The sequence below is a fragment of the Pseudomonas sp. 1912-s genome (assembly GCF_029269205.1).
Lineage (GTDB): Bacteria > Pseudomonadota > Gammaproteobacteria > Pseudomonadales > Pseudomonadaceae > Aquipseudomonas.
In genome coordinates, this window is record NZ_JARIXR010000024.1 from 57,325 (window position 1) to 81,198 (window position 23,874).

Consider the following 23,874-nt stretch of genomic DNA (forward strand, 5'->3'; position numbering starts at 1 on the left):
GCGGTGGCCTATGACCTGGCCTGGTTCTGGAAGGTTGACCCCGAACAGATGCTGGCCAGGCCTTTGGATACGCTCCGGGAATCCCTGGAGCATGCGCAACGGATCAATGCGATGCAGCAGGTGCAGTGATGGCAGAAGCTCAGAAAGTAGAAAGTACCGCCGTGCGCCTGACCGGCATCGACCAGCTGTCGCCCAAGCTTGCTGCGTTGCAGGCCACCGTCGGGCGCTTCCGGCAGAACCTGGAACAGACCGGCCTCGGCAAGCTGGACATCGCTGGTTTGGTGAAAGGCGGTGGGCTGGCGGCGCCGTTTGTCAGCGGTATCAAATCGGCGTTGGCGTTCAAGGCTGAGGTCGGCGGGGTGAGTGCCGCCGTGGGGCAGGGCGTTACCGAAGCGGCGGCGCAGGGGATGAAGGATTTCAACGCGTCGCTGGACAAGGTCTCGGTGGCTTTTGGTACTGCACTGTTGCCGGCCGTCACGGCGGTGGTGGTCGGGCTGGAGCCGTTGCTGGCGTCGGTGGCCCAGGTGCTCACTGAAAATCCGCAACTGGTGCAGGGCCTGGCTGCCGGCGCGGTGGCGTTTACCGCGATACAGGCGGCCGTCACCGGCGTGTCTCAGGCACTGGGCTTGATGCAACTGGTGCTCAGCGCCAATCCGATTGTGCTGGTTGCCGTCGGCATTGCGGTGGCCGCGGGATTGATCGTCGCCAACTGGAAGCCGATATCGGCGTTTTTTGTCGGGCTTGGCGAGCGCGTGATGTCGGCGATTGGAACCCTGGGCGAGTTTTTTCAGACGGTCTTTGCGTTTCGTCCGCTGGAACAACTGATGCGCCTGTGGGGGCCGATCAGCGGTTTTTTTGCGGGGCTGTGGACGTCGCTGAAGGTGGCGGCGCAGCCGGTGATCGGCTTTTTCAAGACGCTGTTTTCCTGGTCGCCGATCGGGTTGGTCGTCGATAACTGGACGCCGTTGAGCGGTTTTTTTGCCGCGCTTTGGGACTTGCTCAAGGCGCTCAGCGTGCCGGTAGTCGAGTTCATGAAAAGCCTGTTCAGTTGGTCACCCTTGGGGCAAATCATTGCCAACTGGGGCGTGATCAGCGGGGTGTTTACGGCGATCTGGAGTGACTTCAAGCTCACCGCGCTGGCGGCCTTCACCGTCGTCAGCAGTTACTTCGACTGGTCACCCCTGGACAAGATCTCTGCCGTCTGGGGCACCGTCACCGGTGCATTTGCCTCGATCTGGAGCGATATCAAGTTGCAGGCCCAGGATGCCTTTGTGGTGTTGAGTGGCCTGTTCGACGATTGGCATCCGATGGAACAGCTCGAAGCCCTGTGGGCGCCGGTACTGAGTTGGTTCACCGAGTTGTCGGAGAAGTTTGCGGTGATCACCGCGCCGATTCGCAAGCTGTTTGATGGTGGGCTGGGTGAAGCGATCAACCGGGCTACCGGCAGTGTGGTGGAGTTGACCACCGAGCAGCAGGCGCGCAATGCCGAAAGCGCGCGTAATCCATCCTGGTTTCGCAAGGGGCCTGAGTTGATTTCGCCGCTGGCGTCCAGCTCCAGTTCGCTGCTGCAACAAACCGCCGCCAACAACCGCACGCAGCTTAATGGCGACTTGCGGGTGAGCTTCGAGAATGCACCGGCTGGCCTGCGGGTCGACCAACCCCAGACCAACCAGCCCGGCCTGAGTGTCACTCCGCGTGTCGGCTACCGTTCCCTGTCCCTTGGAGGCTCCAATGAGCTGGCGTGATCGTTTGTTGCCGGCGTCGTTTCGTGGCGTCGGATTTTGGGTCGATCAGGCAAAAGTCCCGGTCGGCAAGAAGGGCCAGTTGCACGAGTACCCTCAGCGCGACCTGCCGTTCTTTGAAGGGCTCGGCCAGCAATCCAGGGTGCATGAGCTGACGGCGTTTGTGGTGGGCGAGGATTGCCTGGAGCAGCGCGACAAGTTGCTCAAGGCCCTGGAGGAGGGCGCCGGTGAGCTGGTGCACCCTTGGCTTGGACGGTTGCAGGTCAAGGTCGGCGAATGCGAGATGACCCAGACCCGTCAGGACGGCGGGCTGGTGACATTTGCCCTGAAGTTCTATCCCGACGAACCCTTGAAGTTTCCCACGGCAGCGGTCAATACCCGCCAGTTGTTGCTGGTGTCGGCCGACAGTTTGCTGGGTTCGGCAGTACTGCGTTTTGAGCAGGCCGTCGCGCTGGTGAAGCAGGCGCGGGTGGGCATCCAGGCGTTGCGCAATGGCCTGGCAGAGGTTTACCAGGTGATTGAGCAGCAGTTTGCCCCACTGATTCAGTTGTATGGCGACCTGAACGCGCTGGTCAAGGCCATCAAGGAAGTGCCCAAGGAGTTGAGCGCCGAGTTCAAGGGCCTGCTCGGCGATGTGAAGGAGCTGAAGGCGTTTGCCCGCACTGGCTACCGCGGCATGTTGGCCAACCTCTCGCAGCAGGTGGAAGCTGCGCGCAACATCGACGTGCCGAAGCTGACCACCGGCAAGGACAGCGTCGCGGCAGTGCAGGCTACTGCCAACCTCGTACAGGATGCGTTGTGGGTGAAGATCGCCCATTGGCTGGCGGACGTACCGGTGGCGACCAAACCGGTGACCCTCAGCACCACGCCGTCCCTGGCGCAACAGGCGGCACAGCCGGTGCAGCGCCGTGAGGTGCCGGTAGCTGACGACGTACTGGTGCTGCGTGACCTTCTGAACGAGGCCATGTGGCAGTCCGCACTCAAGGCCGACGCCGGGCACTACGTGGCGCTGAACGACCTGCGCCAACAGATGTTCACTCACCTGACGGCAGTGGCCTCGTCCGGCGTTCGGCTGGTCAACCTGACACCGATGCGCAGCATGCCGGCCCTGGTGCTGGCCTATCAGCGCTTTGGTGATGCGACGCGAGTGGGCGAGGTGGTGCAGCGCAATCGGGTGGCCCATCCGGGCTTCCTGCCGCCTGCCGATCTGCAAGTGGTCAGGGAGTAATCCATGAACGAGTCGGACAATGCCGTCACGCTGACGGTTGATGGCCTGGACTATGGCGGCTGGAAAAGCGTCGAAATCAGCGCCGACCTGGAACGCCAGTTTCGCACCTTCACCCTCAACATCACCTGGCAATGGCCCGGGCAAACCCTGGCGGTGCCAGTCAAACCGGGTGCCCGCTGCCAGGTACGGATCGGTTGCGACCTGGTGCTCACCGGCTTTGTGTTCAAGGTGCCGGTCAGCTATGACGGCAAACAGATCAGCCTGAGTATCGAGGGCGGTTCGCTGACCCAGGACCTGGTGGACTGCGCCGCGATCAACCAGCCCGGCCAGTGGCGCGGGCAAAGTGTGCTGAGCATCGTGCGTGCACTGACGGCTAGCTATGGCGTCGAGGTGCTCAGCGAGATTGCCGAGACCACCCGTTTGCATACTCACAGCATCGTGCCCGGCGAGACGGTATTTCAATCCATCGACCGCTTGCTGACGTTGTATCGGGTGTTCTCTACCGACGACGCGGACGGACGCCTGGTGTTGGCGTTGCCCGGCAGTGCCGGGCGCGCAAATGACAGCCTGGAGCTGGGCAAGAACATCCTTTCGGCGAATGCTCCGAGGGACTTTGGCTCGGTGTTTTCCGAGTACCGGGTCATCGGCCAGCACAAGGGCGATGATCAGAAAAGCGCGACGGCGGTGAGTGAGGTTTCAGGCATTTCCCGGGATGAAAAAGCCACGCGAAAACGCGTCACGGTGATCAGCGAACCGACGCAGTTGACGCCTGAGCTGGCTCAGCAACGCGCCGACTGGGAGCGTGCTACTCGCACTGGGAAGGCCCTGACTACCACCTACACCGTGCAAGGCTGGCGGCAGTCCAACGGCGATCTGTGGCGCCACAACCTGTTGGTGCGAGTGATCGATCCGGTGCTGGGTTTCGACCAGGACCTGCTGATCTCCAGGATTACTTATTCGCTTTCCGAGCAAGGTTCGATCACCACCCTGCAGGTGGCGCCGCCGTCCACCTTTGATGCCAATCCGTTGCCCTCTGCTTAACCTCCAAGGAATTTCCATGAGCCTACTGACTCGCCTGCTGGCGCGCGGCACTGTCGTGCTCGCCCACTCGGCCACCAAGCTGCAATCGCTGCAAATGCGCCTGACCGCAGGCGAAGTGAACGACGACATGGAGCACTTCGAACCCTACGGTTTCACCAGCAACCCGTTGGCCGGTGCTGAAGGCATCGCCACGTTCCTGGGCGGCGACCGCTCCCACGCCATCGTGCTGGTGGTAGCGGACCGTCGCTATCGGTTGCAGTCCCTGGCACCGGGTGAAGTGGCGATCTACACCGACGAAGGCGACAAGGTTCACTTCAAGCGCGGGCGGGTGATCGACATTGAAACCGCCACCCTGAATATCCGCGCCAGCAGCGCCGTGAACATTGATACGCCGACCCTGACCCAGAGCGGCAAGATCATTTCCCAGGGCGACCAGATTGCCGGCGGTATCAGCCAGATCCGGCACGTGCATGTGGGCGTACAGCCCGGCAATGGCCAGACCGGCGCGCCGGCGGGAGGCCAGTGATGTTTGTCTCCGACAACCTGAAAAATGCCCTGACCCGTTCGGTGCTGATCAGCCTGTTCACCTGGCGCCGTGCCGCGCCGGACGATGCCGTTGACGATGACGAGCGCTTCGGCTGGTGGGGCGACAGTTTTCCCAGCGTGGCCGACGACCGTATCGGCTCAAGGCTGTGGCTGCTGCGCCGGGTCAAGCTGACCCGCCAGACGCAACTGGACGCCGAATTCTATGCCCGCGAAGCCCTGCAATGGCTGATCGACGATGGGCATTGCAGCGCCATCGAAGTCCTCAGTGAACGCCTCGACGCCCAGCGCCTCAACCTGCGCACGCAGCTGACCCTGGCCGACGGCGAGCGCCTGGACATCAACCCTGATAACAGTTGGCAGGTGATCTATGCCGTTTGAAACCCCTTCGCTGCCGGTGCTGATCAAACGCACCCAAAGCGACCTGGCCAGCGACTCGCTGCGCCAGTCCGATGCCCAGGTTCTGGCGCGTACCCTGAGTGGTGCGGCGTTCGGCCTGTACGGTTATCTCGATTGGATCGCTGAGCAGATCCTGCCGGATACCGCTGATGAATCCACCCTGGAGCGCATTGCCGCGTTGCGCTTGAACCAGGCGCGCAAGGCCGCGGTGGCGGCCACTGGCAGCGTGAGTTTTACCGCCGCGGCGGGCGCGGTGCTGGATGTGGACACGGTGCTGCAAGCCAGTGATGGCCGCAGCTTCAAAGTCACTGCTGCCGGTACAACCCACGCGGGCCTCAACACCACCACGGTGCAGGCGATGGACGCCGGCGCACTGGGTAATGCCGACGCCGGGCTGAGCCTGGTTGCGGTGCAGCCGCTGCAAGGTATCGGCTCGACCTTTACCGTGCTGGCGCCGGGGCTGACCGGCGGTGTGGCGCGGGAAACCCTGGAGTCGCTGCGGGCGCGGGTGATTCGTTCCTACCGGGTTATTCCCCAGGGCGGTTCGGCGCAGGATTACGAGACCTGGTCACTCGAAGTGCCCGGGATTACCCGCGCGTGGTGTCGCGGCAATTACCTCGGGCCGGGGACGGTGGGGGTGTTCGTGATGCGTGATGACGATCCGCAGCCGATCCCGAATGCAGCGCAGTTGGCGCAGGTGCAAGCCCATATCGAACCACTGCGGCCGGTGACGGCTGATGTGTATGTGTTGGCGCCCGTGATGAAGCCGGTGGCTTATCAGCTGCGGCTGACACCCGACACCAGCGCCGTGCGGGCGGCGGTCGAGGCCCAACTGCGGGACTTGCACAACCGCGAGGCGGGGCTGGGTGAGACCTTGTTGCTGACCCATATCGCCGAAGCCATCAGCACTGCGACCGGTGAGACCGATCACAAACTGACAAGCCCGCTGGCGGACGTTACGGCAGCGACGAATCAGTTGCTGGTGTTCGGAGGTATCACATGGCTGGAGTAAGGACCGCTGGCCAGTATCAAGAACAACTGATCGCCTTGTTGCCCAGCGGTCCGGCCTGGGATCTGGAGACGGTGCCGCAGTTGGAGACGGTGCTCAAAGGCATCGCCGAAGAACTCACGCGCATCGACGCCCGGGCCTGCGACCTGCAAAACGAGATGGACCCGGTGACGGTCAGCGAACTGGTGCCCGAGTGGGAAAGGGTGATGCAACTGCCCGACCCTTGCCTGGGCTTGAGCCCGCTGTACGACGACCGTCGCCTGGCGGTGCGTCGACGCTTGTTGGCGGTGGGCAGCCAGCGCGCCGCGTACTACATCGAAATCGCCCGCAGCCAGGGCTATCCGGACGCCAGTGTCACTGAGCATCGCGCCCCGCGCATGGGCCGCTCGCGGTTTGGTGCCGCGCATTTCGGCACCTGGCAGGCGCACTTCATGTGGACCCTCAACACCGGCGGCCGCCAGCACCTGGGCCGACGGTTTGGGGCGAGTTATTGGGGGGAGCGGTTTGGCGTCAACCCGGGGAATGCCCTGGAGTGCCTGATTCATCGCAGCGCACCTGCTCATACGCAGGTGCACATCAATTATGACTAGAGGATAGAAGCGTGGATTATCCAAAGAGTGTGCCCAGCGTTGGGCTGGTGAATGGCAAGTTTGTGGATGAAAACCCGGTGACGGGGACGCCGGGGAGTTTGATTCCGGCGGCGTGGGGGAATGGGGTTACGCAGGAGATAGTTAACGCAATTACTGCGGCCGGTTTAGCGCCGAACGAGTCTCAAAATAATCAGCTGACGTTGGCGATTAAAGAATTGGCGAAGCTGGACCCGCAGCAAAATTTTCCGGCTCAGGTTTATCGCAAGAATCTGGTCATCAATGGCGGGTTTGATATTTGGCAACGAGGTGTGGTCAACGTTGGGCCCAATGTAGGCGGGTTTCTTGCCGACCGATTTCGTTGTGATTGGGACGGCGCTGCCGGGGTGAACATTTCTCGGCAGAGCTTCGCACCGGGCCAGACTGATGTTCCCAACGAACCGCGATTTTTTTTGCGTTGGCAGCAGGTGACAACCGGTTCGGGTTCAACCACTCATAAGATTTCACAAAAAATTGAGTCAGTAAGAACGCTGGCTGGAAAAGTGGCGACGATTTCGTTTTGGGTTCGTGGTGATGCGGCGCGTCGGGTGACCTTTTCGATTACGCAGTACTTCGGCAATGGTGGATCTGTTCCCGCCACTATGTCGGTTAACTCGTTTCAAGTGACGAATGGTTGGACGAAGTGCCAGGCGACGTTTCAAGTTCCGTCCATTGCTGGCAAGACGTTGGGCGCTGGAGATAACGACTGCCTGCGGATTGAGTTTGATCTTGCATTGAATGCACTGCAAACGATCGACGTTGCGCAGGTGCAGTTGGAGGAAGGACCCGTAGCCACTCTGTTTGAGCGAAGACCCATCGGGGAGGAGTTGAGACTTTGTCAGCGCTACTACGAGAAGACCTTTAATCAAGATGTTGTACCTGGTGATTCGACGTCCTCTACCGCGGGTTCGCTGATTTCAATCGTCATGCAAGGGCAGGTGGCTTCTTCGGGACAGCCAGCGACTCAGTGGTCTTTCAAGGTCGAGAAGCGTGCTATTCCCAGCACAACGCTCTACCGCGCGTTTGGCTCTGGAGCGCCTGGCCAATGGCGATCTGGCAGTGACCTGGTCTCATCCGGCAATGCGCGAACCTATACCGCGTCAACCCGGTCTGTCTGGGTGGATAACACGGATGTCGGCGTGGTCACTCAGTCCTATTACATCCACGCAGCGGCCGATGCCGAGCTTTAGGAGCGTTTTATGAGCTATCAGTTGACACATGATCCAGACACCGTTTTACGCATCATCGATAGAGCTACGGTTCCACGGTCTCATCGTTACTGGTCCGAATATGAGCAATGGTTAGAGGCAGGCGGGATTCCTGCGCCCCAGGACGGCCCTGATGCACAGAGTCTGGAGCGTGATTGGCGGAACGTTCAGATCGAGAGCATCAAGTGGCTACGTGAACGCCATCGAGATGAAGCTGATATGGCGGCGAATACGACGCTGAGTGGCACGCAGTTTTCTGAGTTGCTTGCCTATTTGCAGGAACTTCGAGATTGGCCTCAGGCTTTGGGATTCCCTGAAATAGACAAGCGTCCAAAGGCTCCAGGCTGGATTTTACAGCAGGTGGAGTAATGCCTGACGGAGTTTTTATGCAAATTTCGCAGCTTCAGGCAATTTTGCCCGGCGCCGGCCTTAGAGCCGGCGTTTTTATACCCGCTTTAAACGCCGCCATGGCTCACTACCAGATCACCACCCCCAAACGCATCGCCGCCTTCCTCGCTCAAATTGGCCACGAATCCGGCGAACTGCGTTACGTACGTGAACTGGGCAGCGATCAATACCTCAGCAAATACGACACCGGCACCCTGGCAGCCCGCCTGGGCAACACACCCGAAGCCGATGGCGACGGCCAGAAGTACCGTGGCCGCGGCCTGATCCAGATCACCGGACGGCGCAACTACCTGGCGTGCAGCCAGGCGTTGTTCGGTGATGAGCGTCTGTTGCAGCAACCGGAGTTGCTGGAGCAGCCGCAATGGGCGTGCGAATCCGCCGCGTGGTTCTGGCAAAGCAATGGCTTGAACGAGCTGGCCGACAACGACCAGTTCACCACCATCACCCGGCGCATCAATGGCGGCCTTAATGGTCTGGATAACCGTCTGCAGTTGTGGGCGCGGGCGAAGGCGGTGCTATGGGCATCCTGACGTCGTACCGCCTGCTTGGCTTTTTGCTGTTGTTGGCGGTTTCGGCGGCAATTGCATGGCAGGTACAGGCTTGGCGGTACGGCACGCAACTGGAGCGACTGGAGGCTCTGCACGCCGAAGCGCAAAGCCAGCAACAACAGGCCGAACAGGACAAACGGCTGGCACTGGAGCAACAACTCAGTGCCAGCGACCAACAACACGCCCGGGAGCTTTCCGATGCACAACGTGATCAGGCTCACCTGCGGGATCGCCTGGCCACTGCTGATGTGCGGTTGTCAGTCCTTCTCGACGCCAGCGACCCCGCCAACGGGTGCGCAATGCCAGCCACCGCCGCCCCCGGCGGCGTGGTTCATGCAGCCCCGCGAGCCCGACTTGACCCGGCGCATGCTCAACGAATTATCGCCATCACCGACGATGGCGATAACGCATTGATCGCCTTGCGCGCCTGCCAGGTGTATGTCCGGGCCGTCGCGCGTTAGTCTCTTGTAACTTGCATGGCCCATGGGCTCCTGTAGGGTAGGCAAACGCCCGCGCACTCCAGGAGACGACCGTGAAGGAAATTACTCAACTCGCCGCTGAACTTGGCCGACGCTTGCAGGTTCTGAACGCCCACGTCACCACGGCCGAGTCCTGTACCGGCGGCGGTATCGCCGAGGCGATCACGCGGATTCCCGGCAGTTCGGCCTGGTTCGAGGCCGGTTACGTCACGTATTCCAATCGCCAGAAGACCCGGCAGTTGAATGTGCCGGAAGCCTTGTTCCCGAAAGTCGGTGCCGTCAGCCGCGAAGTGGTGGAAGCCATGGTCCGCGGCGCCCAGGAGAAAAGCCTGGCGCGTTTTGCCGTCGCAGTCAGCGGCGTGGCCGGCCCCGATGGTGGTTCGCCGGACAAGCCGGTGGGCACCGTATGGCTGGCCTTTGGGGTTGGCGATGAGGTTACCGCCGAGCTCGAACACTTCCCCGGCAACCGCGACGAGGTCCGCCGACAAACGGTAAAGGCCGCGCTAGAGGGCTTGTTGCGACGAGCTGCAGCAGAAATAGAAAATCAGGGGTAGGCGATCACGGATCTTTGTGGAACAATACTGTCTACTTATACAGGTGTTGGCCGCCAGGCCTTATTGATTACGTGAGGACTTTAATGGACGACAACAAGAAGAAAGCCTTGGCTGCGGCCCTGGGTCAGATCGAACGTCAATTCGGCAAGGGTGCCGTAATGCGTATGGGCGATCACGACCGTCAGGCGATCCCGGCTATTTCCACTGGCTCTCTGGGTCTGGACATCGCGCTCGGCATTGGCGGCCTGCCAAAAGGCCGTATCGTTGAAATCTACGGCCCTGAATCTTCCGGTAAAACCACCCTGACCCTCTCGGTGATTGCCCAGGCACAAAAAATGGGCGCCACCTGTGCGTTCGTCGATGCCGAGCACGCCCTGGATCCTGAATACGCCGGCAAGCTGGGCGTCAACGTTGACGACCTGCTGGTTTCGCAACCGGACACCGGTGAGCAAGCGCTGGAAATCACCGACATGCTGGTGCGCTCCAACGCCATCGACGTGATCGTGGTCGACTCCGTGGCAGCCCTGGTACCGAAGGCTGAAATCGAAGGCGAAATGGGCGACATGCACGTGGGCCTGCAAGCCCGTCTGATGTCCCAGGCCCTGCGTAAAATCACCGGTAACATCAAGAATGCCAACTGCCTGGTGATCTTCATCAACCAGATCCGGATGAAGATCGGCGTGATGTTCGGCAGCCCGGAAACCACCACCGGTGGTAACGCGCTGAAGTTCTACGCTTCGGTCCGTCTGGACATCCGTCGTACCGGCGCGGTGAAGGAAGGTGACGAGGTTGTTGGTAGCGAAACCCGCGTTAAAGTCGTGAAGAACAAGGTGGCTCCGCCGTTCCGTCAAGCCGAGTTCCAGATCCTCTACGGCAAGGGTATCTACCTGAACGGCGAGATGATCGACCTGGGCGTGCTGCACGGTTTCGTTGAGAAGTCCGGTGCCTGGTATGCCTACAACGGCAGCAAGATCGGTCAGGGTAAGGCCAACTCGGCCAAGTTCCTGGCAGACAACCCGGATATCGCGGCCACGCTCGAGAAGCAGATTCGCGACAAGCTGCTGACCGCTGCACCGGACGTGAAAGCTGCCGCCAATCGTGAGCCGGTTGAAGAAGTCGAAGAAGTCGACACTGACATCTGAAGCAAACGATGACCGTTGTCCTGGATACACTCGTCGCCGTAAGGCGCACTGCAATGGACCTGCTCGCACGGCGCGAGCACGGTCGTGTCGAGCTGACGCGCAAACTGCGGCAGCGCGGGGCAGATCCCGAGATGATCGACACAGCCCTTGACCGTTTGACGGAAGAAGGGCTGCTGTCGGAATCCCGTTACCTCGAAAGTTTTGTTTCCTACCGAGCCCGATCCGGCTATGGCCCGGCACGCATTCGTGAAGAGCTGAGCCAGCGTGGCCTGCAACGTGCTGATATTGAACTCGCCTTGCGTGAGTGCGGCATCAGCTGGCAGGCGCAATTGGAAGATACCTGGCGCCGCAAGTTTGCCGGTCATCTGCCCATTGATGCGCGGGAGCGGGCGAAGCAAGGTCGCTTCCTGAGTTACCGTGGATTCTCGATGGAGATGATCAGCCGCCTGTTGAGCGGTCGGGACATGGATGACTGAAGGCTGCGCCTGGTAAATGGTTGCGCTGATTATTGCGGGGCTTGGTGTGGCGAGGGAGCTTGCTCCCGCTGGGCTGCGCAGCGGCCCCAACCTGCGCATCGTTCTACCGGACACAACCCAAAAGGCCCGCTATGAAAATAGCGGGCCTTTTTGCGTTTCAGGGGCAGATCACGCCGTCTCCGTCACCCGCTGCTGCGTTTTCCCCTGAGCCTGGGCCCAGTTCTCCGGCAAGTTGATGTAGTCCACCAATTCCCGCAGCCGTCCCTGATCGCGCCCATTGAAGTTGAACACCAGCCGCGTCAGGTGGCTGAAGCTTGGCTCGTCATGCTCCTCGCCAACGTACGCCGTTTGCTGGAACTCCCCACTCAGCCGCAGGCTGGCAAACGCCTCTTGCAGGTGAGCGAGTGCACGGTCGCTCAACGGATGATGCATGCGAATCACAAACTGGCGCTTCAGCCAGCGCGTGGAGTGGAAGTTGGCGTAGAACTGGTTGATTTCTTCCACCGCCTCTTCAGCGCTGTACACCAGGCGCACCAGCTTGAGGTCGGTGGGCAGGATGTAGCGATTGGCTTCAAGCTGGCTGCGGATAAAGTCCAGGGCCCCTTGCCAGAAGCTGCCACCCGGTGCGTCCAGCAGTACCACCGGAACCAGCGGGCTTTTGCCGGTCTGGATCAGAGTGAGTACTTCCAACGCTTCATCCAGGGTGCCAAAGCCGCCCGGGCACAAGATCAGGGCGTCGGCTTCCTTGACGAAGAATAGCTTGCGGGTAAAGAAGAAGTGGAAGGACAGCAGGTTCTCGGTGCCATCGATGGTCGGGTTGGCATGCTGTTCAAACGGCAGGGTGATATTGAACCCCAGGCTGTGTTGCAGGCCGGCCCCTTCGTGGGCAGCGGCCATGATGCCGCCGCCGCCGCCGGTAATCACCATCAGGTCCGAGCGGGCCAGAACCGCGCCCACTTCCCGGGCCAACGCATACAGTGGGCTTTCCACCGGCGTACGCGCCGAGCCGAACACGGTGACTTTGCGGCGTCCCTTGAACTGTTCGAGTACGCGGAAGGCGTGGTCTAGTTCGCGGATCGCCTGGAGGGTGATCTTGGCGTTCCAGCGGCTGCGGTCGTCCTGGGCCATGCGCAACACGGTGAAGATCATGTCGCGATAAAGGGGGATATTTGGGCTGTTGGGCGCAATCAGGTGGAGTTGCGCGTCGACCTGCTGCGTGAGGTCGGTGCCGTTTTCTTCAAATTGACGGATCAGGAGTTCATTCGGTTCGTAAGGCATTCAACTTCTCCTTCTTCACAGAACCCTGGGTGCCGGCGAGAAATTCGTCGGGACCACGACACTGCATGTGTCGCTGCCTCTGTTTAACGAGGTGGGCGAAACCGGTTCTGTATGTTCCTTATGTTTAAAAACCTTTGCACTGCACGCACGGGAGGGCAACCCTCTTTTGCCCTGAAAATGTTACAAAACGGTGTGAAAACCCGCTGTTTCAGGCTTTCGGGATGAATTGATCATGAGCCTATAAAGTCTTGGCTGGCAACCGCTTATTGATCACTTGTGAGGGAGTTTAGACGCTGCCGCGAGCGGGCAAGGGCGAATGGTTCAGAGGGGCATTTTGCGCGCCGCTGGTCAGCGGCGCGCGAAAGGGGGGATCGCTTACTTTTTCTTTTTTGCGGCGGCCGGTGCAGGGCAGTCAGCTTCCTGGAACTTCACCGACGCCACCGGGCGGTTGGTTTTGTTCTCGGTAATGTCGTAGCGCATGATCGCGCCCTTGGCCATCAGCTCGCGATAACCCTTGTTGAGGCACACGCTTTGTCCCAGCTGGAAGTACACCGCCTTGGGATTGGCGCGCATTTGTTCGGCACGGTCCGGCAGTACGCTGAGATGATCGATCAGCTGCAAGCCTTCAACGGTGTAGGCCACTTCCAGGGTCTTGTCGTCAATTTCCCGTGGCAGGTCCTTGTTGCTTTCCTCTGCGACGCTTTGCAGCTTCTTGTTCAGTTGAGCCTCCAGCAGCGAGGCCGCTTGAGCGCCCAAGGGCAAGATCAGCGCCAGGGCGACGGACGGAACTAGAACACGTGGCATAAGACGCAGCATGAAACTCTCCTGATTCGGTTACTGGTGCATAGACCAGCCACTGCGCTGTGCGTTCAGTGGCGCGGGATTATAGGTGACCGCTTGCCACTACGGCCAGCGTATTACCGGGAAGTGCAGGTGGGCGCGGGCGCCTCTGGTAAACTGCGGCAACTTTTGCCTTCCCGAGTTCTATCCGTGTCGATTTCCACTTTCCGGCGGCGCACCCGATGAGCCATGCCGTTTCCCGCTTGCGCACCCAGCGCCTGGCCCGCGCCGTAAAGCCCTTTGTTGCGCGGGGCTCGCGTGCCGAGCGCTGCCCCGGCTGCCGGGTGATTCCCGAGTACTGCCTGTGCGCCTGGCGGCCCAAGGTCGAGGCGAAATCCGCCATGTGCCTGTTGATGCACGACGTAGAACCCATGAAACCCAGCAATACCGGCTGGCTGATTGCCGATGTGATCAACGACACCACCGCGTTCCCCTGGTCGCGAACCGAAGTCGAGCCCGAGTTGCTGACCTTGCTCGCCGACCCGCAATGGCAGCCTTACATCGTGTTCCCCGGCGAATTCGTGGCGCCGGAGCGAGTGGTCAATCAGGTCAAGCTGGAGGAGGGCAAGCGCCCGCTGTTCATCCTGCTGGACGGTACCTGGAGCGAAGCGCGCAAGATGTTCCGCAAGAGCCCGTATCTGGAGCACTTGCCGGTGCTGAGCCTGGCGCCCGAGCAACTGTCGCGCTACAAACTGCGCCGGTCCAAGCGTGATGATCACTTCTGCACCGCCGAAGTGGCTGCCCTGTGCCTGGAGCTGGCCGAAGACCTGGCCGCCAGCGAAGTGCTGGATGCCTATCTGGATGTGTTCAGCACCCACTACCTGGCCGCCAAGTTTCAGCTGGCACTGGACCCGGCCGACATCGTCCATACTCGTCTTGCACCTTATCTATAGGGGTCATGGCCAGCCGACCTTTGCATGATGGCCGCGTAAACGCGCAGCCCGCTAAAATAGCCACGGGCGTAGCGCTTGACCACCCAGGCTACGCTGGGCATGCTTGGCGCCGATTGGGGCGCTGTCACAGATTGGATACGTCGTTTTTTGACGTTGAGCGCGCCCTTTGGTGACTGCTGGCCTGGCAGCCACCTTGCGCGTTGGCGAGCACTGAACCCATCAGTGCCCCCCTAAAAAACAGGATCATTTAATAAATGGCCACATACGAAATCCTGATTGCCGATGACCACCCGCTGTTTCGCAGCGCGCTGCACCAGGCGGTCACGCTGGGCCTGGGGCCGGATGTACGCCTCGTCGAAGTCGCCAGCATTGCCGAGCTGGAAACCCGCCTCACCGAAAAATCCGATTGGGACCTGGTCCTGCTGGACCTGAACATGCCCGGTGCCTATGGTTTTTCCGGGCTGGTGCTGCTGCGCGGGCAATACCCGCAGATTCCGGTGGTGATGGTCTCGGCCCAGGAGGAGGCCTCGGTGGTGGTGCGCTCCAAGGAGTTCGGCGCCAGCGGTTTCATTCCCAAGTCCAGTTCCATGGAAGACATCCAGAAAGCCGTGCGCACGGTGCTGGACGGCGACGTCTCCTGGCCGCCGCAAGCCTTTGAAGAGATCAATGTCTCGGACGAAGCCAAGGCCGCCCGCGATGGCCTGGCCAGCCTGACGCCCCAGCAGTTCCGCGTGCTGACCATGGTCTGCGAAGGCCTGCTGAACAAGCAGATTGCCTATGAGTTGAGTGTGTCGGAAGCGACCATCAAGGCTCACGTCACGGCGATTTTCCGCAAGCTGGGCGTACGTACGCGAACCCAGGCGGCGCTGCTCTTGCAACAACTTGAGTCAATTTCGCAGCACTAAGACGCTGTTCATTCACGTTTTTTTGACTTTGCTTGCTCTAGTTTCCCCACACCTTTTTGCTCAGTTGCCTACTCTATGTCGCCTTTCAAAGGTCAAACCGGTATCAAACGTATCTTCAACGCGGGGGGATATTCCCTGGATGGCCTGCGCGCGGCTTTCACCGGCGAGGCGGCGTTTCGTCAGTTGGTGTTGCTCAACGTTATCCTGATCCCGCTGAGTTTCTTCCTGAACGTCAGCCGGGTGGAGCGGGCGTTGCTGATTGCCGTGTGCCTGCTGGCGTTGATCGTCGAGTTGCTCAACTCGGCAGTCGAGGCGGCGATCGACCGGATTTCCCTGGACCTGCACCCCTTGTCGAAAAACGCCAAGGACATGGGCAGCGCCGCTCAGTTCGTCGCGCTGACCATGATTACCCTGGTGTGGGCCGTCATCCTGATCTAGGCGATGGTGGGCAACACAATCTCGTCGCTGCGCTGCACCCCGGCGGTAAAGGCGCGGCACAGTTCAAGAAATTCGCGCATCGCCGAGGTCTGGTACTTCTGCTTGTGCCAGATGAAGTAGAACTGCCGGGCCAGGTCCAGGTCCGGGGTTTCCACCGGTACCAGGCTGCCGCGCCGGAAGGCATCGCGCAGCGCCAGCCGCGAAATACAGCCAATCCCCAAACCTGACTCCACGGCCCGCTTGATCGCCTCGGTGTGTTCCAGCTCCAGGCGGATATTCAGCGCGCTGCGGTGATGACGCATGGCCTGGTCAAAGGTCAGGCGCGTGCCGGAGCCTTGTTCCCGCAGGATCCACGCCTCATGGGTCAGCTCTTCCATAGTCGCCTGGCCGCGTTTGGCCAGGTGATGCTGGGGCGCACAGAACACCACCAGTTCATCTTCCACCCAGGTTTGCACCTCGATGTCCGGGTGGCTGCAGTCGCCTTCGATTAGACCCAGATCAATTTCGTAGTGCGCCACCTGATGCACGATATGCGCAGTGTTCTGCACATGCAGCTTCACCTGGCTCTCGGGGTGCTGCTGCATAAAGCTGCCGATCAGCAGCGTGGCCAGGTAATTACCGATGGTCAGTGTGGCGCCGACCGCCAGGGAGCCGAAGCCCGACTTGCCGTTGAGCAGGTCCTCGATCTCCTTGGCCTGGTCCAGCAGCGCCACCGCCTGGGGCAATAGCTGGTGACCGAGGGCGTTCAAGCTCAGGCGTTTGCCCGCGCGGTCGAATAATTGGCAGCTGGATTGGCGCTCCAGCTCGGTGATCGAGGTGCTGGCGGCGGATTGAGATAAGGCCAGAAGGCCAGCAGCGCGCGAGACGCTTTCCTGCTGGGCGACGGCGACGAAGACTTGCAGTTGACGTAGAGTAAATCGCATATCTATATAACCGATAACCCTTATCTTAATAATCCAGTTAACAGATATTGTCGCCGCCATTAGAATGCTGTGCAATTGCGCATCCAACAGTTGGCGCAGACCCATTTCCAGGAGTTCCCCGTACATGAGCAACATGAACCACGAGCGTGTCCTCAGTGTTCATCACTGGAACGACACTCTGTTCAGCTTCAAGTGCACCCGCGATCCGGGCTTGCGCTTCGAGAACGGTCAGTTCGTGATGATCGGCCTGCAACAGCCGAATGGCCGCCCGCTCATGCGCGCTTACTCCATTGCCAGCCCGAACTGGGAAGAGCATCTGGAGTTCTTCAGCATCAAGGTGCCTGATGGCCCGCTGACTTCCCAATTGCAGCACTTGAAGGAAGGCGACGAGATCATCATCAGCAAAAAACCGACGGGCACCCTGGTGCTTGACGATTTGAAGCCGGGCAAGCACCTGTACCTGCTCAGCACCGGTACTGGCCTCGCGCCCTTCATGAGCGTGATCCAGGACCCGGAAACCTACGAGCGTTTCGAAAAAGTGATCCTGTGCCACGGCGTGCGTTACGTCAACGAAGTCGCTTACCGCGAATTCATCACCGAGCACCTGCCGCAGAACGAGTTCTTCGGCGAGGCCCTGCGTGACAAGCTGATCTACTACCCGACCGTGACTCGCGAGCCGTTCGAAAACGAAGGCCGCCTGACCGACCTGATGCGCAGCGGCAAGCTGTTCAGCGACATCGGCCTGCCGCCGATCAATCCTGAAGACGACCGCGCCATGCTGTGCGGCAGCCCGAGCATGCTGGATGAAACCAGCGAAGTGTTGAACAGCTTCGGCCTGAAGGTTTCCCCGCGTATGCGTGAGCCGGGTGACTACCTGATTGAGCGTGCGTTCGTCGAGAAATAAGGGAACCGATTTGCTTTTGTGGCGAGGGAGCAAGCTCCCTCGCCACATGACTTTCGTGCGACTAAAAAGCCCGCGTTGCCTTCACAGGCAGCGCGGGCTTTTTCGTTTCCGGGATTTACTTGGCGGCAATCACTTCCAGCACACAAATCATCCCGGCCTCGGGATAGTGCCAGCGCACATCCACATCCCAGAACTGCGCCCCGTATTCCCGCTCCGGCCCCGGCGTCTGGTACGCCGGCCGTGGATCCTGGGCCAGGCACTGCTCGATCAGCGCCACCAATGGCTCGCCAAGGCGCTGAGCGTGGCCTTCTGCCTGTTGCAGTGCCGTCTTCAGCCACTGCACAGGAATCAGCGCTGGCGCGGCGCTGGCGATGCTGTTGGTCGCGGTGTCAACGATGTCTGCGTACGGTACGTACGGCTTGATGTCGAGAATCGGCGTGCCGTCCAGCAGGTCGATGCCGGATATCCACAGCCGGCCGTCTTCCACCTTGTCCAGCTTGACCACCGACTGGCCAATGCCATTGGGCCGGTGCGTCGCGCGGGTGGCAAACACGCCCATGGACGTGTTGCCGCCCAGGCGAGGCGGGCGCACTTTCAGTCGGGGCTTGTCTTCCAGCGCCTGGTGGAACAGGAACAGCAGCCACACATGGCTGACCTGCTCCAGGCCCTGCACAGCCTCACCCTGATCGAACGGCGCCACCAACTCCACCACGCCCCGAGCGGCAGACGCCAGTTGCGGCTGGCGCGGGATGGCGAACTTCTCCTTGAAACAGGAGCGGACAAAGCCGATGGGCGAGACGCTGTAGGTCACGGGCTTAGGCGCGAACGCGCAGGGTCAGGCCCTTGAGGAAGTTGCGCAACAACTGGTCGCCGCAGGTGCGGTAGTTGGTGTGGCCGAACTTGCGGAACAGCGCGCTCAGTTCAGGCTTGGACACCGGGAACTCGGAAGCCTTGAGGATCGCATGCATGTCGTCTTCCTTCAGTTCGAAGGCGACGCGTAGTTTCTTCAGGACGATGTTGTTGGTCACCGGCAGTTCGATCGGCTGCGGCGGGCGGCTTTCGTCCTTGCCGCGCTTGAAGATCACCAGGCCGTCGAGGAAGTGCGCCATGACTTCATCCGGGCAGAACACGAAGCCTTCTTCCTCGTCTTTCTTGAGGTAGGTCAGCAGGTCGTCCTTGGTGACTTCCATGCCACCGAGCTTGGTGATCTCGACCATCTTGTTGTCGCTGATGTCGAGCATGTAGCGCACGCTGCGCAGTACGTCGTTGTGAATCATGTGGGCAATCCTGGTCATTCAACTGTGAGCACCGCCCAGGCAGGCGGTGCCTTACGATTCGGCGACAAAAGAGGTGTCAGAACTTCTCTTTGCCGGACAGATAGCGCCATTGGCCTACCGGCACTTTGCCGATGGAGACTCCGCCGATGCGGATGCGTCGAATGGCGACGACTTTCAGGCCAACGGCTTCGCAGAACAAGGCAATCACACCCGGTTGCGGGTTTTTCAGCGCAAAGCGCAGGCGGTTCTCGTTCTGCCAGCTGGCTTTCACCGCGGGCAATTCCTTGCCTTTGTAGGTCAGGCCATGGTTCAGGCGGTTCAGGCCGTGGGCGACCATGTCGCCGGACACCTCCACCACGTATTCCTGTTCGATCTTGTTCGCGTCAGCCGTCAGCTTGCGCAGGATCTTCCAGTCCTGGGTGAACACCAACAGGCCGCTGGCCTTGGCTTGCAGGTCGCTGCTGGCGGTCAGGCGCAGGAAGTGGCCTTTGAGCGGGCGCTTGCTGAAGCGGTGTTCTTCCGACAGGGTCTCGGCGTTGATCGACGCCATGGCCGTCTCGGCGTCCACACCCGCAGGGGCGTGGAACAGGATGGTCACTGGCTCCGGCGCGGTGGCCTTGGCCTCAGGGTCAAGTTCGACCTTCTGGGTGGTGACCTTGAACTGCGGCTCGTCGATCACTTCGCCATCCACCGTGACCCAGCCGCCTTCGATGAACAGCTCAGCCTCCCGACGGGAGCAACCGACCAGTTCGATGAGGCGTTTGGAGAGGCGTAGGGGTTCAGTCATGACAAGGGCCGAAACAAAAGGGGGCGGCTATTGTACCTGTGTGGCGCCGGTTAATCCCGGCTCCATTTCATTTAGCCGCGGCGCGCCTGTTGCTGGGCCTGGCGCAAACGCATGTGCAGTAACGGATAGGGCTGCCCCATGCCGTCATGCTCGGTGCGTCCGATCACCTCGAAGCCCTGCTTGAAGTAAAAGCCCAAGGCCTGCGGGTTCTGTTCATTGACGTCCAACTGGTCGGCGTTCATGCACTCGATGGCATAGCGCAACAATTGCCGTCCCAGGCCCTGGCCACGGTGCGCGGGGTCGATAAACAGCATCTCGACCTTGCCCGCCGCCACCCCGGCAAACCCGGTGATGTGCTGGCGTGAGTCCTTGGTGCAGATCAGCATCACCGCGTCGAGGTAGCGGGTCAGCACCAGGTTTTTCAGCAACTCGATGTAACTGTCCGGCAGGAAATCATGGGTGGCCCGCACCGATGCCTCCCAAATACGGGTCAGTTCCTGGTAGTCGCTGGATTTGGGTGTATGGATAACCGAATGCTGACGCATGCCCGCTGCCCCTTGCCGATGATTGGCGCTGATGGGCAAAACGATAGACCTAAAAAAGCCCCGCATCTTGTCCAGAAGCAGGGCTTTTTCAATTCTTTACACCTTAAGCGCGCTTTTCAGCCCACAGGTCGTACTCGTCGGCGTCGGTCACGGTGCACCAGACCTTGTCGCCTGGCTTCAGACCGCTGGCATCGTCGATGAACACGTTACCGTCGATTTCCGGCGCGTCGAAGAAGCAACGGCCAACCGCGCCTTGCTCGTCGACTTCGTCGATCAGTACTTCGATCTCCCGGCCGATGCGCAGTTGCAGGCGCGCGGAGCTGATGGCCTGTTGGTGCGCCATGAAACGCTCCCAACGGTCCTGCTTGACGTCGTCCGGAACGATCGCAGCGTCCAGCAGGTTGGCCGGCGCGCCTTCAACCGGCGAGTACTGGAAGCAGCCAACGCGGTCGAGCTGGGCCTCGGTCAGCCAGTCCAGCAGGTACTGGAAGTCTTCTTCGGTCTCGCCCGGGAAGCCGACGATGAAGGTGGAGCGGATGATCAGTTCCGGGCAGATCTCGCGCCAGTTCTTGATGCGCGCCAGAGTCTTGTCTTCGAAGGCCGGGCGTTTCATGGCCTTGAGGATTTTCGGGCTGGCGTGCTGGAACGGGATGTCCAGGTACGGCAGGATCTTGCCGGCGGCCATCAGCGGGATCAACTCATCAACGTGCGGGTACGGATAAACGTAGTGCAGGCGCACCCAGACGCCGAGGCTGCTCAGGGCTTCGCAGAGTTCGGTCATGCGGGTTTTCACCGGCGCGCCGTTCCAGAAGCCGGTGCGGTATTTGACGTCAACGCCGTAGGCGCTGGTGTCCTGGGAGATCACCAGCAGCTCTTTGACGCCGGATTTGACCAGGCGCTGGGCCTCGTCCAGGACGTCGCCCACCGGGCGGCTCACCAGCTTGCCGCGCATCGACGGGATGATGCAGAAGCTGCAGCTGTGGTTGCAGCCTTCGGAAATCTTCAGGTAGGCGTAGTGGCGCGGGGTCAGTTTGATGCCTTGTGGCGGCACCAGGTCGATCAGCGGGTTGTGGTCCTGGCGCGGCGGCACCACATCGTGAACGGCGTTGACCACCTGCTCGTACTGCTGCGGGCCGGTCACGGCCAGCACGCTCGGGTGCACGTTGCGGATGTTGCCTTCTTCCACGCCCATGCAGCCGGTGACGATCACCTTGCCGTTTTCCTTGATGGCCTCGCCGATCACTTCCAGGGACTCTGCCTTGGCCGAGTCAATGAAGCCGCAGGTGTTGACCACCACCACGTCCGCGTCCTGGTAGGTGGACACGACGTCATAACCTTCCATGCGCAGCTGCGTAAGGATGCGTTCGGAGTCGACCAGAGCCTTTGGGCAACCCAGGGATACAAAGCCGACCTTGGGGTTGGCTTTTGCGATGGTGGTGGACATGTCTAACCTCGGTATTGAATGACGCCGCCAGTCGTGCACGAAAGGCGGCGGACGGGCGCTTGGCGCGCCTCTGATCAAAAAGTGCGCAATTCTATCGACGGGAATCGCTCTTGACCAGCTTTATGCAGGGAAATACGACGAGTGCTGCGCTATGCTTCGCGCCGTTGCACCTGAGTGAATTTCCTCGGTCAATAAATCGTCTGTAACGAGAAGTAAAACAGCGCATGCTGTGGACAGCATAGGCGCCCGCAGCAGGCGCGCTGTTTATAAAAGACCGCAGGTCAAAGGGCAGGAGTGGTTGATGGGTCAGGCAAGTAGTCAGGCAGCAGGTGCCGAGCAGTCCAACGCAAAGCCGATCGGCATGCTGGTGGCGGCGGTGGGGGTGGTTTATGGCGATATCGGCACCAGCCCGCTCTACACCCTTAAAGAGGTGTTTACCGGCGGTTATGGGGTTCAGGTCAACCATGACGGTGTGCTGGGGATCCTGGCACTGATCTTCTGGTCGCTGATCTGGGTGGTCTCGATCAAATACATGCTGTTCGTGTTGCGTGCCGATAACCAGGGGGAAGGCGGCATCATGGCCTTGACCGCGTTGGCGCGACGGGCGGCGGGCGAGCGTAAGCGGCTGCGCAGTTTCCTGGTGGTTTGTGGCCTGTGTGGCGCGGCGCTGTTCTACGGCGACAGCATGATCACCCCGGCGATTTCCGTGTTATCGGCGGTTGAAGGTCTGGAGTTGGCCTTCGATGGCCTGGAAAAATGGGTCGTGCCGATCGCCCTGATTGTGCTGGTGGCGCTGTTCCTGATCCAGAAACACGGCACCGACCGCATCGGCAAGTTGTTCGGGCCGGTAATGGTGACCTGGTTCCTGGTGCTGGGCGGCCTCGGCGCCTATGGCATCACCCAGCATCCGGAAGTGCTCAACGCCATGAACCCGATGTGGGGCGTGCGTTTCTTCGAGGCCCACCCGGGTATTGGCGTGGCGATCCTCGGTGCGGTGGTGCTGGCGCTGACCGGTGCCGAAGCGCTGTACGCCGACATGGGCCACTTCGGTCGCAAACCCATCGCTCGCGCCTGGTTCATGCTGGTGTTGCCGGCGCTGGTGCTCAATTATTTCGGCCAGGGCGCCTTGTTGCTCGGCGATCCTGAGGCCGCGCGCAACCCGTTCTACCTGCTGGCGCCGAGTTGGGCGCTGATCCCGCTGGTGGTGTTGTCCACGCTGGCTACGGTGATCGCGTCCCAGGCGGTCATCTCCGGCGCGTTCTCCCTGACTCGCCAGGCGATCCAGCTCGGTTATATCCCGCGCATGCACATCCAGCACACTTCCAGCGCCGAACAGGGCCAGATCTACATCGGTGCGGTGAACTGGTCGCTGATGGTTGGCGTGATCCTGCTGGTGCTGGGCTTTGAGTCTTCCAATGCACTGGCCTCGGCCTACGGCGTGGCGGTGACTGGCACGATGCTCATGACCACCATCCTGGTGTCGGCGGTGATGCTGCTGCTGTGGAAGTGGCCACCCATACTGGCGGTCCCGGTATTGGTCTGCTGCCTGTTGGTGGACGGGCTGTACTTTGCTGCCAACGTGCCGAAGATCGTCCAGGGTGGTGCCTTTCCGGTACTCGCGGGGATTGTGCTGTTCGTGCTGATGACCACGTGGAAGCGTGGCAAGCAACTGCTGGTGGACCGCCTGGATGAGGGGGGGCTGCCGTTGCCGATCTTTATCAGCAGTATCCGTGTGCAGCCGCCCCACCGGGTCCAGGGCACGGCGGTGTTCCTCACTGCGCGGCCCGATGCCGTGCCCCACGCGCTGTTACACAACCTGCTGCATAACCAGGTACTGCACGAGCAAGTGGTGCTGTTGACGGTGGTCTACGAAGACATTCCGCGAGTGCCGGTCGCACGTCGCTTTGAGGTGGATGCCTACGGCGAAGGCTTCTTCCGGGTGATCCTGCATTTCGGCTTTACCGATGAGCCAGACGTGCCCGAGGCGCTGAAGCTGTGCCATCTGGATGACCTGGACTTCAGCCCGATGCGCACCACGTACTTCCTCAGCCGCGAGACCGTGATCGCTTCCCGCATCAAGGGCATGGCGCGTTGGCGCGAAGGGTTGTTCGCCTTCATGCTCAAGAACGCCAACGGCAACCTGCGCTTCTTCAAGCTGCCGGTTAACCGGGTGATCGAACTGGGTACCCAGGTAGAAATGTAAGACCAACAAAAAGCCCCCGGTGCCTGGCGGCAGC

28 protein-coding genes are annotated in these 23,874 nt (G+C 60.8%); 20 read left to right on the plus strand and 8 right to left on the minus strand.

From position 1 onward, the window contains the following. The first annotated feature begins 3 nt into the window (after positions 1 to 3). The 15 genes from P3C29_RS24625 (at position 4) to recX (ending at position 11,403) form a co-directional block, all read left to right on the plus strand. A complete protein-coding gene (locus tag P3C29_RS24625; RefSeq protein WP_010170085.1) occupies positions 4 to 129 on the plus strand; it encodes a hypothetical protein in 126 nt (41 codons plus the stop codon). Continuing rightward, positions 129 to 1,745, plus strand: coding sequence for a hypothetical protein (locus P3C29_RS24630; RefSeq protein WP_275965693.1), 1,617 nt, complete (start codon positions 129 to 131; stop codon positions 1,743 to 1,745). Before P3C29_RS24625 ends, P3C29_RS24630 begins: the two co-directional genes overlap by 1 nt. Further along, positions 1,732 to 2,970: a DNA circularization N-terminal domain-containing protein gene (locus P3C29_RS24635; RefSeq protein ID WP_010170081.1), complete on the plus strand. Its 1,239-nt coding sequence runs from the start codon at positions 1,732 to 1,734 to the stop codon at positions 2,968 to 2,970. Before P3C29_RS24630 ends, P3C29_RS24635 begins: the two co-directional genes overlap by 14 nt. A gap of 3 nt (positions 2,971 to 2,973) precedes the next feature. Then, positions 2,974 to 4,011: a phage baseplate assembly protein gene (locus P3C29_RS24640; RefSeq protein ID WP_275965694.1), complete on the plus strand. Its 1,038-nt coding sequence runs from the start codon at positions 2,974 to 2,976 to the stop codon at positions 4,009 to 4,011. A gap of 16 nt (positions 4,012 to 4,027) precedes the next feature. Continuing rightward, positions 4,028 to 4,537: a phage baseplate assembly protein gene (locus P3C29_RS24645; RefSeq protein ID WP_010170077.1), complete on the plus strand. Its 510-nt coding sequence runs from the start codon at positions 4,028 to 4,030 to the stop codon at positions 4,535 to 4,537. Then, entirely contained in the window at positions 4,537 to 4,935 is a 399-nt protein-coding gene (locus P3C29_RS24650; RefSeq protein ID WP_010170074.1) for a phage GP46 family protein, read from the plus strand. The genes P3C29_RS24645 and P3C29_RS24650 overlap by 1 nt, the downstream gene beginning before the upstream one ends. Continuing rightward, on the plus strand, positions 4,925 to 5,965 hold the full coding sequence (locus P3C29_RS24655; RefSeq protein WP_275965695.1) for a baseplate J/gp47 family protein: 1,041 nt from the start codon (positions 4,925 to 4,927) through the stop codon (positions 5,963 to 5,965). Before P3C29_RS24650 ends, P3C29_RS24655 begins: the two co-directional genes overlap by 11 nt. Beyond that, positions 5,953 to 6,552, plus strand: a complete 600-nt coding sequence (locus P3C29_RS24660) for a putative phage tail protein (protein ID WP_169386173.1) — start codon at positions 5,953 to 5,955, stop codon at positions 6,550 to 6,552. Before P3C29_RS24655 ends, P3C29_RS24660 begins: the two co-directional genes overlap by 13 nt. An 11-nt stretch (positions 6,553 to 6,563) precedes the next feature. Next, on the plus strand, positions 6,564 to 7,778 hold the full coding sequence (locus P3C29_RS24665; protein WP_275965696.1) for a carbohydrate-binding protein CenC: 1,215 nt from the start codon (positions 6,564 to 6,566) through the stop codon (positions 7,776 to 7,778). A 9-nt stretch (positions 7,779 to 7,787) separates the two neighbouring features. Beyond that, the gene (locus P3C29_RS24670) at positions 7,788 to 8,165 is read left to right on the plus strand and encodes a phage tail assembly chaperone (RefSeq protein WP_275965697.1); all 378 of its coding nucleotides are present in this window, start codon (positions 7,788 to 7,790) and stop codon (positions 8,163 to 8,165) included. 17 nt (positions 8,166 to 8,182) lie between these two features. Next, positions 8,183 to 8,734 carry a glycoside hydrolase family 19 protein gene (locus P3C29_RS24675; RefSeq protein WP_275965698.1) on the plus strand — a complete coding sequence of 184 codons (552 nt, stop codon included), beginning with the start codon at positions 8,183 to 8,185 and terminating at the stop codon, positions 8,732 to 8,734. Continuing rightward, positions 8,722 to 9,213 (plus strand): lysis system i-spanin subunit Rz, encoded by a 492-nt coding sequence (locus tag P3C29_RS24680; protein WP_275965699.1) that lies wholly within the window; start codon positions 8,722 to 8,724, stop codon positions 9,211 to 9,213. The genes P3C29_RS24675 and P3C29_RS24680 overlap by 13 nt, the downstream gene beginning before the upstream one ends. 71 nt (positions 9,214 to 9,284) lie before the next feature. Further along, positions 9,285 to 9,785, plus strand: coding sequence for a CinA family protein (locus P3C29_RS24685; RefSeq protein WP_010170066.1), 501 nt, complete (start codon positions 9,285 to 9,287; stop codon positions 9,783 to 9,785). Positions 9,786 to 9,868: 83 nt separating this feature from the next. Next, positions 9,869 to 10,927 carry a recombinase RecA gene (gene recA / locus P3C29_RS24690; RefSeq protein WP_010170065.1) on the plus strand — a complete coding sequence of 353 codons (1,059 nt, stop codon included), beginning with the start codon at positions 9,869 to 9,871 and terminating at the stop codon, positions 10,925 to 10,927. A gap of 8 nt (positions 10,928 to 10,935) precedes the next feature. Further along, entirely contained in the window at positions 10,936 to 11,403 is a 468-nt protein-coding gene (gene recX, locus P3C29_RS24695; protein WP_010170064.1) for a recombination regulator RecX, read from the plus strand. A gap of 168 nt (positions 11,404 to 11,571) precedes the next feature. Here recX and P3C29_RS24700 read toward each other — a convergent pair whose 3' ends face one another. Further along, positions 11,572 to 12,681, minus strand: a complete 1,110-nt coding sequence (locus P3C29_RS24700; RefSeq protein WP_010170063.1) for a TIGR00730 family Rossman fold protein — start codon at positions 12,679 to 12,681, stop codon at positions 11,572 to 11,574. Between the two features lie 375 nt (positions 12,682 to 13,056). Next, positions 13,057 to 13,497, minus strand: a complete 441-nt coding sequence (locus P3C29_RS24705) for a PA3611 family quorum-sensing-regulated virulence factor (protein ID WP_010170062.1) — start codon at positions 13,495 to 13,497, stop codon at positions 13,057 to 13,059. Positions 13,498 to 13,703: 206 nt separating this feature from the next. Between P3C29_RS24705 and P3C29_RS24710 the strand changes: the two genes are divergently transcribed. The 3 genes from P3C29_RS24710 (at position 13,704) to P3C29_RS24720 (ending at position 15,757) form a co-directional block, all read left to right on the plus strand. After that, positions 13,704 to 14,414: a tRNA-uridine aminocarboxypropyltransferase gene (locus tag P3C29_RS24710; protein WP_201125218.1), complete on the plus strand. Its 711-nt coding sequence runs from the start codon at positions 13,704 to 13,706 to the stop codon at positions 14,412 to 14,414. A gap of 254 nt (positions 14,415 to 14,668) precedes the next feature. Continuing rightward, positions 14,669 to 15,319, plus strand: a complete 651-nt coding sequence (gene erdR / locus P3C29_RS24715) for a response regulator transcription factor ErdR (protein ID WP_003208636.1) — start codon at positions 14,669 to 14,671, stop codon at positions 15,317 to 15,319. A gap of 75 nt (positions 15,320 to 15,394) precedes the next feature. Next, positions 15,395 to 15,757: a diacylglycerol kinase gene (locus tag P3C29_RS24720; RefSeq protein WP_003208635.1), complete on the plus strand. Its 363-nt coding sequence runs from the start codon at positions 15,395 to 15,397 to the stop codon at positions 15,755 to 15,757. On the opposite strand, the gene P3C29_RS24725 is transcribed toward P3C29_RS24720, so the two are convergent. Beyond that, on the minus strand, positions 15,754 to 16,680 hold the full coding sequence (locus tag P3C29_RS24725; protein WP_010170057.1) for a LysR family transcriptional regulator: 927 nt from the start codon (positions 16,678 to 16,680) through the stop codon (positions 15,754 to 15,756). The two genes, P3C29_RS24720 and P3C29_RS24725, sit on opposite strands and share 4 nt — an antisense overlap. Positions 16,681 to 16,804: 124 nt before the next feature. Here P3C29_RS24725 and fpr point away from each other — a divergent pair, with 124 nt between their 5' ends. Next, positions 16,805 to 17,584, plus strand: a complete 780-nt coding sequence (gene fpr, locus P3C29_RS24730) for a ferredoxin-NADP reductase (RefSeq protein WP_003189055.1) — start codon at positions 16,805 to 16,807, stop codon at positions 17,582 to 17,584. A gap of 115 nt (positions 17,585 to 17,699) precedes the next feature. Here the strand turns inward: fpr and tsaA are convergent, their stop codons facing one another. The 5 genes from tsaA to rimO all read right to left on the minus strand — a co-directional run bounded on the left by tsaA (position 17,700) and on the right by rimO (position 21,625). Continuing rightward, positions 17,700 to 18,395, minus strand: a complete 696-nt coding sequence (tsaA, locus tag P3C29_RS24735) for a tRNA (N6-threonylcarbamoyladenosine(37)-N6)-methyltransferase TrmO (protein WP_275965700.1) — start codon at positions 18,393 to 18,395, stop codon at positions 17,700 to 17,702. 4 nt (positions 18,396 to 18,399) lie between these two features. Continuing rightward, on the minus strand, positions 18,400 to 18,861 hold the full coding sequence (locus tag P3C29_RS24740) for a DUF1456 family protein (RefSeq protein WP_010170047.1): 462 nt from the start codon (positions 18,859 to 18,861) through the stop codon (positions 18,400 to 18,402). Positions 18,862 to 18,937: 76 nt separating this feature from the next. Next, a complete protein-coding gene (locus P3C29_RS24745; RefSeq protein ID WP_003208627.1) occupies positions 18,938 to 19,648 on the minus strand; it encodes an rRNA pseudouridine synthase in 711 nt (236 codons plus the stop codon). Between the two features lie 71 nt (positions 19,649 to 19,719). Further along, on the minus strand, positions 19,720 to 20,193 hold the full coding sequence (locus tag P3C29_RS24750) for a GNAT family N-acetyltransferase (protein WP_275965701.1): 474 nt from the start codon (positions 20,191 to 20,193) through the stop codon (positions 19,720 to 19,722). 103 nt (positions 20,194 to 20,296) lie between these two features. After that, positions 20,297 to 21,625 carry a 30S ribosomal protein S12 methylthiotransferase RimO gene (gene rimO / locus P3C29_RS24755; protein ID WP_178121014.1) on the minus strand — a complete coding sequence of 443 codons (1,329 nt, stop codon included), beginning with the start codon at positions 21,623 to 21,625 and terminating at the stop codon, positions 20,297 to 20,299. Positions 21,626 to 21,938: 313 nt separating this feature from the next. Between rimO and P3C29_RS24760 the strand changes: the two genes are divergently transcribed. Continuing rightward, on the plus strand, positions 21,939 to 23,840 hold the full coding sequence (locus P3C29_RS24760) for a potassium transporter Kup (protein ID WP_010170040.1): 1,902 nt from the start codon (positions 21,939 to 21,941) through the stop codon (positions 23,838 to 23,840). Positions 23,841 to 23,874: the final 34 nt, after the last annotated feature.

Bases quoted from the DNA above. Each gene is read 5' to 3' on its own strand.
- recA (WP_010170065.1), top strand. From the start codon at position 9,869: ATGGACGACAACAAGAAGAAAGCCTTGGCTGCGGCCCTGGGTCAGATC.
- P3C29_RS24635 (WP_010170081.1), top strand. From the start codon at position 1,732: ATGAGCTGGCGTGATCGTTTGTTGCCGGCGTCGTTTCGTGGCGTCGGA.
- P3C29_RS24725 (WP_010170057.1), bottom strand. From the start codon at position 16,680: ATGCGATTTACTCTACGTCAACTGCAAGTCTTCGTCGCCGTCGCCCAG.
- P3C29_RS24660 (WP_169386173.1), top strand. From the start codon at position 5,953: ATGGCTGGAGTAAGGACCGCTGGCCAGTATCAAGAACAACTGATCGCC.
- P3C29_RS24700 (WP_010170063.1), bottom strand. From the start codon at position 12,681: ATGCCTTACGAACCGAATGAACTCCTGATCCGTCAATTTGAAGAAAAC.
- P3C29_RS24750 (WP_275965701.1), bottom strand. From the start codon at position 20,193: ATGCGTCAGCATTCGGTTATCCATACACCCAAATCCAGCGACTACCAG.
- P3C29_RS24680 (WP_275965699.1), top strand. From the start codon at position 8,722: ATGGGCATCCTGACGTCGTACCGCCTGCTTGGCTTTTTGCTGTTGTTG.
- P3C29_RS24740 (WP_010170047.1), bottom strand. From the start codon at position 18,861: ATGATTCACAACGACGTACTGCGCAGCGTGCGCTACATGCTCGACATC.
- P3C29_RS24720 (WP_003208635.1), top strand. From the start codon at position 15,395: ATGTCGCCTTTCAAAGGTCAAACCGGTATCAAACGTATCTTCAACGCG.
- recX (WP_010170064.1), top strand. From the start codon at position 10,936: ATGACCGTTGTCCTGGATACACTCGTCGCCGTAAGGCGCACTGCAATG.
- P3C29_RS24640 (WP_275965694.1), top strand. From the start codon at position 2,974: ATGAACGAGTCGGACAATGCCGTCACGCTGACGGTTGATGGCCTGGAC.
- P3C29_RS24630 (WP_275965693.1), top strand. From the start codon at position 129: ATGGCAGAAGCTCAGAAAGTAGAAAGTACCGCCGTGCGCCTGACCGGC.
- P3C29_RS24650 (WP_010170074.1), top strand. From the start codon at position 4,537: ATGTTTGTCTCCGACAACCTGAAAAATGCCCTGACCCGTTCGGTGCTG.
- P3C29_RS24705 (WP_010170062.1), bottom strand. From the start codon at position 13,497: ATGCTGCGTCTTATGCCACGTGTTCTAGTTCCGTCCGTCGCCCTGGCG.
- erdR (WP_003208636.1), top strand. From the start codon at position 14,669: ATGGCCACATACGAAATCCTGATTGCCGATGACCACCCGCTGTTTCGC.
- P3C29_RS24655 (WP_275965695.1), top strand. From the start codon at position 4,925: ATGCCGTTTGAAACCCCTTCGCTGCCGGTGCTGATCAAACGCACCCAA.
- P3C29_RS24745 (WP_003208627.1), bottom strand. From the start codon at position 19,648: ATGACTGAACCCCTACGCCTCTCCAAACGCCTCATCGAACTGGTCGGT.
- fpr (WP_003189055.1), top strand. From the start codon at position 16,805: ATGAGCAACATGAACCACGAGCGTGTCCTCAGTGTTCATCACTGGAAC.
- P3C29_RS24670 (WP_275965697.1), top strand. From the start codon at position 7,788: ATGAGCTATCAGTTGACACATGATCCAGACACCGTTTTACGCATCATC.
- P3C29_RS24675 (WP_275965698.1), top strand. From the start codon at position 8,183: ATGCAAATTTCGCAGCTTCAGGCAATTTTGCCCGGCGCCGGCCTTAGA.
- P3C29_RS24645 (WP_010170077.1), top strand. From the start codon at position 4,028: ATGAGCCTACTGACTCGCCTGCTGGCGCGCGGCACTGTCGTGCTCGCC.
- P3C29_RS24760 (WP_010170040.1), top strand. From the start codon at position 21,939: ATGGGTCAGGCAAGTAGTCAGGCAGCAGGTGCCGAGCAGTCCAACGCA.
- P3C29_RS24710 (WP_201125218.1), top strand. From the start codon at position 13,704: ATGAGCCATGCCGTTTCCCGCTTGCGCACCCAGCGCCTGGCCCGCGCC.